Origin of the sequence: Oscillibacter valericigenes (assembly GCF_021531915.1) — a bacterium.
Classification (GTDB): Bacteria; Bacillota; Clostridia; order Oscillospirales; family Oscillospiraceae; genus Oscillibacter; species Oscillibacter valericigenes_A.
In genome coordinates this window covers 127,079-141,226 of sequence record NZ_JAFBIV010000004.1, presented here as the reverse complement: position 1 = coordinate 141,226, position 14,148 = coordinate 127,079, and the positions used below count along the sequence as shown (strand labels likewise).

Below are 14,148 nucleotides of genomic sequence, written 5' to 3'. Positions count from 1 at the left end.
CATCTTCAGCCCTCCCATTTCTTCAGCAGCAGGCTGGCATTGTGGCCGCCGAAGCCCAGGGAATTGCTCATGGCGTACCGCACGTCGGCGGCGCGGCCCTCATTGGGCACCACGTCCAGGTCGCACTCCGGGTCGGGGGTACGGTAGTTGATGGTGGCGGGCAGGAAGCCGTCCCGCAGGCTCAGGGCGGTGAAAATGGCCTCCACGGCGCCGGCGGCGCCCAGCATGTGGCCGGTCATGGACTTGGTGGAGCTCATGGCCAGCTTGTAGGCTCGCTCCCCGTAAACCGTCTTGACGGCGGCGGTCTCCCCGGCGTCGTTCAGGTGGGTGGAGGTGCCGTGGGCGTTGATGTAGCCCACCTCCTCCGGAGTCACACCGCCGTCCCGCAGGGCCATGGCCATGGCCCGGGCACCGCCGCTGCCGTCGGGCAGGGGGGCGGTCATGTGGTAGGCGTCGCAGGTGGCGCCGTAGCCCACAATCTCCGCGTAGATGGGTGCGTTCCGCTTCCGGGCGTGCTCCAGATCCTCCAGCAGCAGGATGCCGGCGCCCTCGCCCATGACGAAGCCGCTCCGCTCCGCATCAAAGGGGATGGAGGCCCGGCTGGGGTCCTCCGACTGGCTCAGGGCCTTCATGGAGGTGAAGCCGCCGATGGCAAGGGGGGTGATGGCGGCCTCCGTGCCGCCGCAGAGCATCACCTCGGCGTAGCCGTCCCGGATATAGTGGAAGGCATCGCCCACGGCGTTGCTGCCGCCGGCGCAGGCGGTCACTGGGCAGGAGCACATACCCTGGAATTTGGACAGAATGGCCAGCTGGCCCGCCGCCATGTTGCTGATGGCGGTGGGGATATAGAAGGGGGAGACCCGGTCCCAGCCCCGCTCCAGGCCCCGGCTGTGCTCGGCCTCGGTGATGGACTGACCGCCGATGCCGCTGGAGACGATGACGCCGCACCGCTCCGGGTCCGTGCCGGTGCTGTCGAAGCCCCGCAGGGCCTCCTGGGCGGCGGCCATGGCGAACTGGGTGAAGCGGCCCGTGCGCTTGGCCTCGGGCTTGGTCATGTAGTGTTCGGGGTCAAAGCCCTTGACCTCCGCCGCCAGACGGACCTTCATGCCGGAGACGTCGAAGTGGGTGATGGGCGCCACGCCGCAGACGCCCCGGCGGACGGCGTCCCAGCTGTCGGCTGCGGTGAGGCCCACGGGGGTGACGGCCCCCAGGCCGGTGATGACGACTCTGCGTCGGTTCATGGAAATACCTCCTTGATGTGGGGTGTCCCCAGGCTGGGGACGGGGGTGGCGCCGCTCCGCGGCGCCCGGGGGTTCCGGCCCCCACTTTTCTTTGTCTTGCCAAAGAAAAGTCGCCGCCGGAGCGGTGGAAAAGAAAACGCTTTGGCGCAAAACGGCGCCGGTTCGGCGCCTTATTTGCTTAAATACGAGGGTTGCTGTGGTTGGTGCGGTGGAATCTGAATGCTTGTGCCGGGTGCGCTTCAGCCTGTGGAAACAGAGAAGGTTCTATTCCGCATCTGCTGATGCGGTGCTTCTTTCGTGGTGGTAGACGCATGGACGATCTTCTCTTTCCGCTGCCGCTCCTGTTATCTCGCGGTAGCGCTGAGCGAAGCGGGGAGCGCGGAAAGAGACGCTGGTCCATTCGTTCAGCACCCCGAAAGCAAGCCGGGAGCGCCGTTTGCGGCGACGGGCTCTCACTGTTTCGCCCATGTTGGGCGCACCCGGTAGGAGATTATCGGCTTACACGGGCACTTTCCACGACGACTCCTGCGTTTGCGGTCAACTTGACACGGCTGTGTCAAGTTGAGCTGCCTGGGCGGTTTCTCTTTGGACCGTGAACGGCCCGTTTCTCTTTGTCAAGACAAAGAGAAATGGGGGGTTCATTTCCGGCGCCGCAAAGCGGCGCATCCCCCGCCCCCCGCCAGGGGGCGTATGTCACATACTCATGCCGCCGTCCACGGCGATGACCTGTCCGGTGATGTACCCGGCCTCCTCGCTGGCCAGGAAGGCCACAGTCTTGGCCACGTCCTCCACCGCGCCCATGCGGCCCATGGGGATGGCGGCCAGAGTGGCGGTTTTGGCGGCTTCGGGCATGGCAGCGGTCATATCCGTCTCCATGAAGCCCGGGGCCACGGCGTTGACGGTGACGCCCCGGCTGGCCAGCTCCTTGGCCAGGGACTTGGTCATGCCGATGATGCCTGCCTTACTGGCGGCGTAGTTCACCTGCCCGGCGTTGCCCCGCAGGCCCACCACGCTGCTGAGATTCACGATGCGGCCGTACCGCTGCTTCATCATCTGCCGGGCCACAGCCTTCATGCACAGGAAGGCGCCCTTCAGATTGGTGTCGATGACCGCGTCAAAGTCGTCCTCTTTCATCATCATGAGCAGGCCGTCCCGGGTGATGCCCGCGTTGTTCACCAGAATGTCGATGCGGCCAAAGGTCTGGAGGGCGGTGTCCATCAGGGTCTTGACCTGCGCACTGTCCGCCACGTCGCAGCGGACGGCCACGGCCCTGGCCCCCAGGGCCTCGCAGGCCGCCACGGTCTCGTTGGCGGCGGCCTCGTTGCCTGCGTAGCACAACACCACATTGGCGCCGCCTGCCGCCAGTTCCAGGCACACGGCCCGGCCCAGCCCCCGGCTGCCGCCGGTGACCACGGCGGTCTTTCCGGAAAAGTTCATCATGCGTTCTCCTTTACTGCGTTCACCAGGGCATCCACATCCGCAGCCGTTTCCACGGCATAGACCGGGACCTCCGGCACGGTTTTCTTCACAAAGCCGCTGAGGGCCTTGCCCGGGCCGATCTCCACAAAGGCGTCGATGCCCAGGGCGGCCATGGCGCGGATGGAATCCTCCATGAAGACGCTGCTCTGGACCTGCCGTACCAGCAGCTCCGGAATGGTGACGAAATCATCTTTCGCACTGCCCAGGCAGTTGAAGATCACGGGAATCTGGGGCTGCCCAAAGTCCACAGCCTTGAACCGCTCCGCCAGGGCGTCCCCGGCGGGGGCCATCAGGGGAGTGTGGAAGGGGCCGCTGACCTTCAGGGGCAGGCATCGGCGGGCACCTGCCTCCTTTGCCAGAGTTGCGGCTTGCTCCACGGCGGCCTTTTCGCCGCCGATCACCAGCTGGCCGGGGCAGTTGTAGTTGGCAATGACCACGCAGCCCAGGGCCGACGCCTGGTCACAGGCCGCCTGCAAAGGCGCACGGTCAAGGCCCAGCACCGCCATCATGGCGGAGGGACGGCCAGCGGCGGCCTCCTCCATGGCCTTGCCCCGGAAAGCTACCAGCTTCACAGCGGTGGCGGCATCAAAAACCCCGGCGGCGTGGAGGGCGGAATATTCGCCCAGGGACAATCCGGCGGCGGCAGAGGGGACGATGCCCTGCTCTTTCAGTACCGCCGTCAGACCTGCCGCGAAAGCCACCATGCAGGGCTGGGTGTACCGGGTCTGGTTCAGGATACCCTGACTGTCCATGAAGGAGACCTCCTTCAAATCAAAATCCACCTGCTCCGCCGCCTGATCGAAAATCTGGCGGAAAGTGGGAAAGGCGTCGTACAGGTCGGCGCCCATGCCGGGGTGCTGACTGCCCTGTCCGGCGTACAGAAAACCGAGCTTCATCGTGCGTTTCTCCATTCCTTCATGATTTGCTCCATCTGCTCCCAGACCGTGGAGAGACGGTTTACCTCTCCGGCGTTTGCGCCGCAGAAGAACAGGCCGTTCTCCCAGTCGCCGTTCCGGGCGGCGATGAGGGCCTTGGAAATGCAGTAGGGGGTGGTTTTGAAGTCGCAGGGGACCAGACAGTTCTCGCAGCGGTCCGGGCGGGGCTGGGTGCCCGCCTCCACCCGTTGAATGAGGGGACTGCGGAGCGCCCGGCCCGGCATCCCCACGGGACTCTGGACGATGGTGATGTCCTCCGGTTTGGCATCCAGCAGCCGCTGCTTGTAGCCGTCGCTGGCGTCACATTCCTCCGTGGCGATGAACCGGGTGGCGAACTGGGCCCCGGCAGCGCCCTCTTTCATGTAGCGGGCCATGTCGGCGCCGTCCTTCACGCCGCCCGCCACGAACACCGGGATGTCCCGGCTGTATTTCTCTTGGAAAGGCGCCAGAGCGTCCAAAACCTCATGGAGCAGGTCGCTGAGGGGCTTGGGCCGTCCGGCCTGGGCCTCCAAAGCCTCCTCCTTGGAGAAGCCCAGATGGCCGCCGGCCTGGGGGCCCTCCAGCACCACGAAGTCGGGGACGCGGCCGTAGTGCCTGTCCCACAGCTTGCAGATCAGCCCCGCGGCCCTGCCGCCGCTGACGATGGGGGCGATGGCGGCATCGCTGTCGGCCACCTCCGCCGCGATGGCGGGCAGGTCCTTGGGCAGGCCGGCACCGCAGACCACGGCGTCCACCCCCGCCCGGAGGGCGGTGCGGATGCTGTCGGCGTACTGGGTGGTGGCCACCATGGCGTTGACGGCCACCAAACCCGCGCCGTGGGCCAACTCCTTGGCGTGCTTCACCTGGCGCTCCAGCGCCCGAAGATTGGCGGCCTTGGGGTTCCGGTCAAAATCCGGCTCCTGAAAGCCGCAGAAGGCGGTGGAGATGGTGCCCATGCCGCCGCAGGCGGCCACGGCGCCAGCCAGGTTGTCCAGACTGATGCCCACGCCCATGCCGCCCTGCAAAATGGGGAGGGGGAGAACTTTTCCCCGAATCGTCACTGCCATGCCCGGTCTGTTGCCTCCAAAACGGCCCTGCCGCCGCTGTACAGCTCCTCAAAGATCTGCCGCAGGGGTTTGATCTCGTGGAGCATGCCAGCCACCTGGCCGCTCATGACGCTGCCCCGGTCCATGTCGCCGTCGAACACCGCCCGGCGCAGGCCGCCCAAGGTGATGTGCTCCAGCTCCTCCAGGGTGGCGCCCCGCTTCTCCAGAGCCAGGTATTCCCGGGCCATCTTGTTCTTCAGCACCCGGACCGGGCCGCCGATGGAGCGGCCGGTGACGGTGGTGTCGCTGTCCTTGGCCTTCAGGATGGCCTGCTTGTAGTTGTCATGAATGGGGCACTCCACGCTTGCCAGCAGGCAGGTGCCCACCTGGATGCCGCAGGCCCCCAGGGCGAAGGCGGCGGCCACCTGGCGGCCGTCGGCGATGCCGCCGGCGGCAATGACGGGCACGTCCACCGCGTCGATGACCTGGGGCACCAGGGCTATGGTGGTCATCTCACCCACATGGCCGCCGGACTCCATGCCTTCGGCGATGATGGCGTCGGCGCCGGCCCGTACCAGGCGCTTGGCCAGAATGGAGGCCGCCACCACGGGAATGACGGTGACACCGGCCTCCTTCCAGGCGGGAATGTACTGGCCGGGGCTGCCGGCGCCGGTGGTGACCACCCGGACGCCCTCTTCGATAATGATCTTCGCCATGTCTCCGGCGCAGGGGTTCATCAGCATCAGGTTGACGCCGAAGGGCTTGTCGGTCAGTTTCCTGCAAATGTGGATTTGTTCCCGGAGCATTTCTGCTTCCTTCATGTGGCCGGTGGCGATGACGCCCAGTGCGCCGGCATTGGAGCAGGCGGCAGCGAATTCGCCGGTGGCGATGTTGGCCATGCCGCCCTGGATGATGGGGAACTCGGTCCCCAGGATTTCGTTCAGTTTTTTCATGTGGAGTGACCTCCTTGAGGTGTTTCCGCCCACGGGGCGGGGACGGGGAATGCGGCCCCCACTTTTCTTTGTCTTGCCAAAGAAAAGTCGCCGCCGCAGCGGTGGAAAAGAAAACGCTTTTGCGCAAAACGGCACGTCGTGCCTTATTTGCTTAAATGCGAGGGTCGTCGTGGCCGGTGCGGCACAGACTTGCGGGCCTGTACCGGGTGCGCTTTGGCCCTGGGGAATAGAGAGGTGCTGCTCCGCATTTGGCGGCGTGGGTGGGACTTTCGGGGGGGTTATCGTATGGCTACCGCTTCTCTTTCCGCGCTCCCCGCTTTGCTCAGCGCTGCCTGGGCGGTAAGTGGAGCGGCAGCGGGAAGAGAAGTTAGTCGATGCGTTGACCGCCCCGAAAGCAAGCCGGCAGTCTCAGCATGCGGCGGCAGGCTGTCCCGGTTCCGCCAATGTTAGACGCACCCGGTACAGGCTTACAGGTTCGCATTGCATTGGCTACGGCAACTCCCGTACTTGTCCAAACCTGCCCAAGGGGCAGGCTTTGGACATGAAAGCGCCTTTTTCTTCCACCGTGCACGGCGCATTCTTTTTCGGCAAGACGAAAAAGAATGGGGGGCGTCAACCTCCCGTCCCCTGCCAGGGGACGATTTCACGCGAATTCGATGAGCATCCCGCCCCAGGTGAGGCCGCCGCCGAAGCCTACCACCAGCACCCGGCTGCCGGGAGCCACCTTGCCCTGTTCCTGCAGCTCGCTGAGGACCAGGGGGATACTGGCGGCGGAGGTATTGCCGTAGTCGGCGATGTTCTTGTAATATTTTTCCGGCGGGATACGGTACTTCCGCACCGCCAGGTCGATGATGCGGGCGTTGGCCTGGTGGAACACGAAGAAATCCACGTCGTCCACCGTCAACCCCGCCTTTTGCAGTACCTGGTCCATGCACTGGGGCACCGTCTCCACGGCGAATTTGAAGACCTTGGTGCCGTCCATGCGGATCAGGGGCGGCTCCCCTGTGCCGGGACCGGCTACCCGCAGCAGGGCGTCGTCTCCCCGGCAGCCCAGCACCGCGGGGGCGGCGGGCCAGCCCTCCCGGCACTCCACCACCGCGGCCCCGGCGCCGTCGCCGAAGAGGATGCAGGTACTCCGGTCCTCCCAGTCAATAAGACGGCTGAGGGCCTCGGCCCCCACCACCAGACCGTATTTCCGGGGGCTGCTGTTCAGCAGGCACTCCATGGTATGGAGGGCGAAGAGAAAGCCGGTGCAGGCGGCGTTCAGGTCAAAGCAGAGAATGTCCTTGGGCAGGCCCAGGGCGGCCTGCAGGCGGCAGGCGGCGGAGGGGACCAGGGTGTCCGGCGAGACCGTGGCCACGATGCAGGCGCCGATCTCATCGGGGCGTACTCCCGCTCGCTCCAAAGCATCCCTGGCGGCTTTCACGCACAGGTCCGTGTGGGTCTCCACGGTGCAGTGGCGGCGGGTCCTGATGCCCGTGCGGGTGGTGATCCACTCATCGTTGGTGTCCACGATGCGGGCCAGATCGTCGTTGGTCACCGCCTTTTCCGGGACACAGCGGCCTGTGCCCCTGATTTTGATTCCGTTCATGGTGTCTCCTTGGGGGCTTGTGCTCCCATCTTTCTGAATTTCTGATACCGGGCGGCAGCCAGAGCAGAGCCGCTCTCCCTGGAGAGGGATGCCAGCTGGCGGCGGAGGGTCCGGTCCACCTTCCGCAGGGCCGCCTGGGGGGCTGTGTGGGCGCCGCCGTCGGGCTCGGGGATGATGCCGTCGATGACGCCCAGGCGCATCAGGTCCGGGGCCGTCATCTGCATGAGTTCACAGGCCTCGGCGCTGCGGGCCGCATCCTTCCACAGAATGGAGGCGAAGCCCTCCGGGGAGAGAATGGCGTATACGGCGTTCTCCAGCATCAGCACCCGGTCCGCCACGGCCAGGGCCAAGGCGCCGCCGCTGTTGCCCTCGCCGGTGATGACGGCGATGACGGGGACGGTCAGGCGGCTCATTTCCAGCAGGTTCCGGGCGATGGCCTCCCCCTGGCCCCGCTCCTCGGCCTCCAGGCCGGGATAGGCGCCGGAGGTGTCGATGAAGGTGAAGATGGGGCGGCGGAACTTCTCCGCCTGCTTCATGAGCCGCAGGGCCTTGCGGTAGCCCTCCGGCCCCGGCATGCCGAAGTTGCAGGCCAGGTTTTCCTCCAGGGTCTTGCCCTTGCGGGTGCCGATGACGGTGACGGGGCGGCCGTGATACAGGGCCACACCGCCCAGAATGGCGGGGTCCTCCTTGCAGAGCCGGTCGCCCTTACATTCGAAAAAGTCTGTGAAAAGGGTATCGATATAGTCGGTGATGTTGGGCCGCTGGGGGTGGCGGGCAATGGCTACCCGCTCTGCGGCGGTGAGGGTGGGATTCATGCCGGACCTCCTTTCCCGTGGAGCCGCAGCAGCCGTTCCAGGGTGTCCCGCATTTGGGCCCGGGGCACCACCGCGTCCACGAAACCGTGCTCCAGCTGAAACTCCGCACGCTGGAAGCCCTCCGGCAGCTCCTGGCCGATGGTCTGGCGGATGACCCGGGGGCCGGCGAAGCCGATGAGGGCCCCCGGCTCTGCCAGGATGATGTCGCCCAGAGAGGCGAAGCTGGCGGTGACGCCGCCGGTGGTGGGGTCCGTCAGCACGGAGATATACAGCAGCCCCTTATCCGAAAACCGGGCCAGGGCGGCGCTGGTTTTTGCCATCTGCATCAGGGACAGGATGCCCTCCTGCATCCGGGCACCGCCGCTGGCGGCGAAGAGAATGAGGGGCAGCTTGTTCTTGGTGGCGTACTCAATGGCGAGCGTGATTTTTTCGCCGACGGCGGCGCTCATGGAGCCCATGAGAAAGCGGCTGTCCAGTACGCCCACCACACATTTCCGACCGCCGATGGTGCCGGTGGCGGTGACGGCGGCCTCGGTCAGGCCGGTCTTCCGCTGGGCGGCGGCCAGCTTTTCCCGGTAGCCGGGGAAGGCCAGGGGGTCCCCCGCAGGGAGCTTGCCGTTCAGTTCCCGGAAGGAGCCGGGGTCCAGAATGGTACTGAGACGGTAGTAGGCCCCGATGGGGAAGTGGTAGCCGCACTTGGGACAGACGGAGAGGTTCCCGGCCACGGCTTTCCGTTCACTCTCCTGGCCGCAGTGGGAACAGGAGACCAGTTTATCGCCGGGAATGTAGTTGTCCCGCATGGCTTTCATGGCCAGCAGACGGGCGCGGCGCTTGGCAAAGATCGAATTCATACGGTGTCCTCATGCTGGTCCACCCGGCGGTTGAAGTCCAGCAGCCGGGGGAGGTTCTCCTCCAGGAAGGCCGTGGTGCAGCCGCCCCGGACGAAGGTGGGATGATACAGGATCTGATAGCTGAGCTCCGCGTTGGTGGGGAAGCCCTCCAGGGCGAATTCCTCCAGAGCGCGGCGCATCTTCCGGATGGCCTCCAGCCGGGTGGGCGCGTGGACCATCAGCTTGGCGGCCAGGGAGTCGTAGTAAGGGGGCAGGGTGCAGCCGTTGTACAGGTGGGAGTCCACCCGGACCCCGGCGCCGCCGGGGAAGTGGAGAAACTCCACCGTGCCGGGGCAGGGACGGAAGTCCTGCCGGGGGTCCTCCGCGTTGACGCGGCACTCCATGGCGTGGCCCGTCAGGGTGATGTCCTCCTGGGCCATGTCCAGAGACAGCCCGGAGGCCACCCGCAGCTGCTGGCGCACCAGGTCCACCCCGGTGATCAGCTCCGTGATGCCGTGCTCCACCTGGATGCGGGTGTTCATCTCCATGAAGTAGAAGTGCTCCCCGTCGCTGTCCAGCAGGAATTCCACGGTGCCTGCGCCCTCGTAGCCCACGGCCCTAGCCGCCCGGACGGCGGCGTCGCCCATGGCCTGCCGCAGCTCGGGGGTTAGGCACCGGGCGGGGGCCTCCTCAATGAGCTTCTGGTTCCGCCGCTGGATGGAGCAGTCCCGGTCTCCCAGGTGGATGACATTGCCGTGGCGGTCCGCCAGGATCTGAAATTCGATGTGCCGGGGACGGAGCACCAGCTTTTCCAGGTACATTTCGTCGTCGCCGAAGCAGGCACGAGCTTCCGCTTTGGCCTCGGCGTAGGCGGCGGGAAGCACATCGGCGCTGTCGCACCGGCGGATGCCCCGGCCGCCGCCTCCGGCGCTGGCCTTCAGCAGCACGGGATAGCCAACCCGCTCCGCCGCCGCCAGGGCGTCCTCCACCGAGGACACGGGGCCGTCGGAGCCGGGGGTGACAGGAACGCCGGCTGCCTTCATAATGTCCCGGGCGGCGGACTTGGAGCCCGCCTTTCGGATGGTGTCCCCGGAGGGGCCGATGAAGGTGATGCCCTCCCGGGCGCAGGCGTCGGCAAAGTCCGCATTTTCGGACAAAAAGCCATAGCCGGGGTGGAGGCCGTCGCACCCGGTGGCCTTGGCCACCGTCAGCAGAGCCTCCTGGTTCAGGTAGCTGTCCACGGCCCGGGCGGGGCCGATGCAGACGGCCTGGGTGGCCAGCTGGACATGGAGCGCTTCCGCGTCCGGCTGGGAATAGGCAGCCACGGTCTCGATATCCAGCTCCCGGCAGGCCCGCTGGATCCGCAGGGCGATCTCGCCCCGGTTGGCGATCAGGACCCGCTTCAGCATGGCCTGTACCGCAGCAGCGGCTCGCCGAAGGCCGCCAGTTCTCCGCTGTTTTTCAAAATGGCCTCGATGACGCAGTCGCAGGGGGCCGGGACCTCGCTCATCATTTTCATGGCCTCAATGAGACAGACGGTCTGGCCCTGCTTCACCCGGTCACCCACCGCCACGAAGGGGGGCTGGTCCGGGGCCGGGGCCGCGTAGAAGGTGCCCACCAGGGGGGCGTCCACCGTGGGGCCCTCTGCCTGGGGAGCGGGGGTCTCCGGCTGGACGGGCACCGCCTGGACCGGAGCGGGAGCGGCAGCCACAGCAGCAGCCACCGGCGCCGGCGGGGCCTTGGTCAGTTCTATGGAGAAATCCTCTCCGGACAGCTTCATGGCGTGGATGGTGCTGCGCTGGAAGCGGTCCATCAGGTCGAATATCTCTTGGTTGGTCATAGGAATTCCTTTCTGAATATCCCGCCGGAGAGACTTCTCCGGCGGGATGGCACATCAGTTCTTGTGGGCTTCCAGGTAGGTCAGAATGTCGCCCACGGTCTTGAGACTGCCCACGTCGGCGTCATCAATGGTGATGCCGGTGGCTTCCTCCAGAGCCATGACCAGCTCCACGGCGGCCAGGGAGTCGGCGCCCAGGTCCTCGGACAATGTGGCTTCCGGCTTCACCTGCTCGGCGTCACAGCCCAGGGTCTCCACGATGATATCGCGCACTTTCTCGAATTCCATATTGATACTCCTTGTGTCGAAATATAAATTATTTTAATTAAAAATATTTAACTAAAATAATTGAACTATATTGTATCCGGGGCCGGGGCATTTGTCAAGAAAAATTTTGGGAGACCGGGAAAGGTAATTTTTACGAAACGGGTATTCCCTTTTTACGCATGTTCCTATATAATGACTTTATCTGTTTTCTTATTTACCTTTTTTAATTGATCCGTCTCACTGAATGGCGGAATGGGAGGACCCTATGAGAATCATCATCGTGGGCGCCGGTAAGGTGGGCGTGGCGCTGACGCAGCAGCTGTCTGCGGAGCATCAGGTCACGGTCATTGACGAGCATGCCCAGCTGATCGACAATATCATCAACGTCTATGACGTCATGGGCGTGTGCGGCAACGGCGCCAGCTACGGCGTCCAGAAGGAGGCGGAGACCGACAAGGCCGACCTGCTGATCGCCACCACCTCCAGCGACGAGATCAACATCCTGGCCTGCCTGGTTGCCAAGAAACTGGGGGTGGAGCACACCATCGCCCGCATCCGCAATCCGGATTACGAGGTGCAGCTCCGCTTCATGCGGGAGGAACTGGGCCTCACCATGTCCATCAACCCGGAGAAGGCCGCCGCCCGGGAGATCGCCCGCGTGCTGCGCTTCCCCACGGCCATGAAGCTGGAGTCCTTCTCCAAGGGCCGCCTGGAGCTGGTGGAATACCGCCTGCCGGCGAACTCCACCCTTCACGGCATGCGGCTCAGCGACCTCTATAAGACCGTCCGGGTCCGGGTGCTGATCTGCGCCGTGGCCCGAGGGAAGGAGACCATCATCCCCTCCGGCGATTTCCAGCTGCAGGCCGGGGACAAGATCTACCTGACCTCCTCGCCCCAGCAGTTGGAGATGTTCTTCCGCCAACTGGGCGTGTTCCGCAACCGGGCGTCCTCCGTGATGATCGTGGGCGCCAGTAAAATTTGCTATTACCTGGCTTCTGAGCTGATCGAGATGGGCATGTCCGTCAAGATCATCGACCAGAGCGAGGCCCGCTGCGTCCAGATGAGCGAGCGGCTGCCCAAGGCCCTGGTGATCGTGGGCGACGGCACCGACGGCGAGCTGCTGGTCGAGGAGGGCATTGAGCAGACCGACGCCTTCGTGGCCATCACCGGCATCGATGAGGCCAACATCCTCATGTCTATGAGCGCCGCCCGGCTGTCCGGCGACTGCTGCAAGGTGGTGGCCAAGATCAACCGCCGGTCCCTGATGGACCTGGTGTCCACGGAGCACATGATCGACAGCGTGGTCTCCGCCGCCTCCGTCACTACGGAGCTGATCGTCCAGTACGTCCGGGCTATGGAGAGTGCCTCCAGCGCCAAGATCAAGACCCTCCACCGGCTGGTGGACGGCGCGGTGGAGGCCCTGGAGTTCGGCGTCACCGAGGATGTACCCTTCATCGGGGTCCCCCTGAAGGACCTGAAGCTGAAGAGCGGCATCCTGCTGGCGGGCATCGTCCGGCGGAACGGGCGCATCGTCATCCCCTCCGGCAATGACGTGCTGGAGCTGGGGGACGATGTGATCGTGGTGACCACGGACACCACCCTGCAGGACATCCACGACATCATGCAGTAAAGGGGTAGGGCTGTGAACTATCAAATGATCGGATACGTCATCGGACGCATCCTGCTGACGGAGGCCGCCCTGCTGGTGCTGCCTGCCGTGACGGCCCTGGCCTATGGGGAATCTCTGCGGCCCTTCCTGCTGACGGCGCTGCTGCTGGTGGCGGTGGGCCTGATCATGGGCCGGAAGAAACCCATTCGGACGGCTCTGTACGCCCGGGACGGCTTTGCCGTGGTGGCCCTGGCCTGGCTGCTGATGTCCGCTTTCGGCGCGCTGCCCTTTGTGATCTCCGGGGATATCCCCTTCTATGTAGACGCCTTTTTTGAGACGGTGTCCGGCTTCACCACCACCGGTGCCAGCATCCTGACAGAGATCGAGCCCCTGCACCGGGGCATCCTGTTCTGGCGCAGCTTCACCCACTGGGTGGGCGGCATGGGCGTACTGGTCTTCGTCATGGCCATCCTGCCCATGACCGACGGCCACGGCATGCACCTGATGCGGGCCGAGGTGCCCGGTCCCTCCGTGGGCAAGCTGGTGAGCCGCATGAGCGACACCGCCAAGATCCTTTACGGCATCTACCTGGTGCTGACCGTTATCGAAATCGTCCTGCTGATGGCAGGCGGCATGCCCCTGTTCGACTCCTGCATCCACGCCTTTGGCTCCGCCGGTACCGGCGGCTTCAGCAACCGCAACCTCAGCGTGGGCGCCTATGACAACGCCTATTTTGACGTGGTCATCGGCGTGTTCATGCTGCTGTTCGGCGTGAACTTCAACCTGTACTACTTCCTTCTGATCAAGCGGTTTAAGGATGTGTTCCATTCCGAGGAGCTGCGGGCGTATCTGGGCATCGTGGCGGCGGCGGTCATCGCCATCGCCGTGGATATCCTCCACATATACGGCTCCGTGGGGAAAAGCCTGCGCTACGCCTTCTTCCAGGTGTCCTCCATCATCACCACCACCGGCTTCGCCACGGCGGACTTCAACTCCTGGCCCACCTTCTCCAAGGGTATTCTGGTGGTGCTGATGTTCGTGGGCGCCTGCGCGGGCTCCACCGGCGGCGGCGTCAAGGTGGCCCGGGTGGTCATCCTGGTGAAATCCTCTCTGGCGGACATGCGGAAGATGCTGCATCCCAACGCCATCGCCACGGTCCGTTTCGAGGGCAAGCCTCTGACAGAGCGGAGCGTCCGGGGCGTCCATGTGTTCATCAGCGTGTATGTGCTGGTGTTCGCGGTGTCCTTCCTGCTGCTGACCCTGGAGGGCTTCGACCTCATCACCACCTTCACGGCTCTGGCGGCCTGTATCAACAACATCGGCCCCGGCCTGGAAGTGGTGGGTCCCATGGGAAACTACGCCCAGTTCTCCCCGTGGGCCAAGCTGCTGCTGTCCTTCAATATGCTGGTGGGACGGCTGGAGATCTTCCCCATGCTGCTGCTGTGCGCCCCTTCCATCTGGAAGCGGCGCATCGTGCGGCAGCCATCCCGCTGAAATCATAAAAGAACCCCCGCGTTCCCGGCCGGGAACGCGGGGGTTTTGGTTATATGGTGCGTCGGAATCTGA

Annotated in this window: 13 protein-coding genes; 2 read left to right on the top strand and 11 right to left on the bottom strand. The window is 64.9% G+C overall.

From position 1 onward, the window contains the following. Nucleotides 1-5 precede the first annotated feature (5 nt). From fabF to acpP, 11 genes are all read right to left on the bottom strand, one after another. Nucleotides 6-1,241: a beta-ketoacyl-ACP synthase II gene (gene fabF, locus JQM66_RS05110; protein WP_235228795.1), complete on the bottom strand. Its 1,236-nt coding sequence runs from the start codon at nucleotides 1,239-1,241 to the stop codon at nucleotides 6-8. Nucleotides 1,242-1,934: 693 nt separating this feature from the next. After that, nucleotides 1,935-2,678 carry a 3-oxoacyl-[acyl-carrier-protein] reductase gene (gene fabG, locus JQM66_RS05105; protein WP_235228794.1) on the bottom strand — a complete coding sequence of 248 codons (744 nt, stop codon included), beginning with the start codon at nucleotides 2,676-2,678 and terminating at the stop codon, nucleotides 1,935-1,937. Further along, complete coding sequence (fabD, locus tag JQM66_RS05100; RefSeq protein ID WP_235228793.1) at nucleotides 2,678-3,616, bottom strand: ACP S-malonyltransferase; 939 nt, start codon at nucleotides 3,614-3,616, stop codon at nucleotides 2,678-2,680. The genes fabG and fabD overlap by 1 nt, the downstream gene beginning before the upstream one ends. Continuing rightward, nucleotides 3,613-4,701 carry an NAD(P)H-dependent flavin oxidoreductase gene (locus JQM66_RS05095; protein ID WP_235228792.1) on the bottom strand — a complete coding sequence of 363 codons (1,089 nt, stop codon included), beginning with the start codon at nucleotides 4,699-4,701 and terminating at the stop codon, nucleotides 3,613-3,615. The genes fabD and JQM66_RS05095 overlap by 4 nt, the downstream gene beginning before the upstream one ends. Then, the gene (locus JQM66_RS05090; protein ID WP_235228791.1) at nucleotides 4,692-5,633 is read right to left on the bottom strand and encodes a nitronate monooxygenase; all 942 of its coding nucleotides are present in this window, start codon (nucleotides 5,631-5,633) and stop codon (nucleotides 4,692-4,694) included. The genes JQM66_RS05095 and JQM66_RS05090 overlap by 10 nt, the downstream gene beginning before the upstream one ends. A 643-nt stretch (nucleotides 5,634-6,276) precedes the next feature. Further along, the gene (locus JQM66_RS05085) at nucleotides 6,277-7,224 is read right to left on the bottom strand and encodes a beta-ketoacyl-ACP synthase 3 (protein ID WP_235228790.1); all 948 of its coding nucleotides are present in this window, start codon (nucleotides 7,222-7,224) and stop codon (nucleotides 6,277-6,279) included. Beyond that, nucleotides 7,221-8,039 (bottom strand): acetyl-CoA carboxylase carboxyltransferase subunit alpha, encoded by an 819-nt coding sequence (locus tag JQM66_RS05080; protein WP_235228788.1) that lies wholly within the window; start codon nucleotides 8,037-8,039, stop codon nucleotides 7,221-7,223. Before JQM66_RS05080 ends, JQM66_RS05085 begins: the two co-directional genes overlap by 4 nt. Then, complete coding sequence (accD, locus tag JQM66_RS05075; RefSeq protein WP_235228787.1) at nucleotides 8,036-8,890, bottom strand: acetyl-CoA carboxylase, carboxyltransferase subunit beta; 855 nt, start codon at nucleotides 8,888-8,890, stop codon at nucleotides 8,036-8,038. Before accD ends, JQM66_RS05080 begins: the two co-directional genes overlap by 4 nt. After that, nucleotides 8,887-10,278, bottom strand: coding sequence for an acetyl-CoA carboxylase biotin carboxylase subunit (gene accC / locus JQM66_RS05070; protein WP_235228786.1), 1,392 nt, complete (start codon nucleotides 10,276-10,278; stop codon nucleotides 8,887-8,889). Before accC ends, accD begins: the two co-directional genes overlap by 4 nt. Beyond that, nucleotides 10,272-10,709, bottom strand: a complete 438-nt coding sequence (gene accB / locus JQM66_RS05065) for an acetyl-CoA carboxylase biotin carboxyl carrier protein (RefSeq protein ID WP_235228785.1) — start codon at nucleotides 10,707-10,709, stop codon at nucleotides 10,272-10,274. The genes accC and accB overlap by 7 nt, the downstream gene beginning before the upstream one ends. Nucleotides 10,710-10,763: 54 nt before the next feature. Next, complete coding sequence (gene acpP / locus JQM66_RS05060; protein ID WP_235228784.1) at nucleotides 10,764-10,994, bottom strand: acyl carrier protein; 231 nt, start codon at nucleotides 10,992-10,994, stop codon at nucleotides 10,764-10,766. 244 nt (nucleotides 10,995-11,238) lie between these two features. On the opposite strand from acpP, the gene trkA reads away from it, so the two are divergent. Both trkA and JQM66_RS05050 read left to right on the top strand, forming a co-directional pair. Next, nucleotides 11,239-12,603, top strand: a complete 1,365-nt coding sequence (gene trkA, locus JQM66_RS05055) for a Trk system potassium transporter TrkA (RefSeq protein ID WP_235228783.1) — start codon at nucleotides 11,239-11,241, stop codon at nucleotides 12,601-12,603. Between the two features lie 12 nt (nucleotides 12,604-12,615). Beyond that, entirely contained in the window at nucleotides 12,616-14,076 is a 1,461-nt protein-coding gene (locus JQM66_RS05050) for a TrkH family potassium uptake protein (protein WP_235228782.1), read from the top strand. The last annotated feature ends 72 nt before the right edge of the window (nucleotides 14,077-14,148 follow it).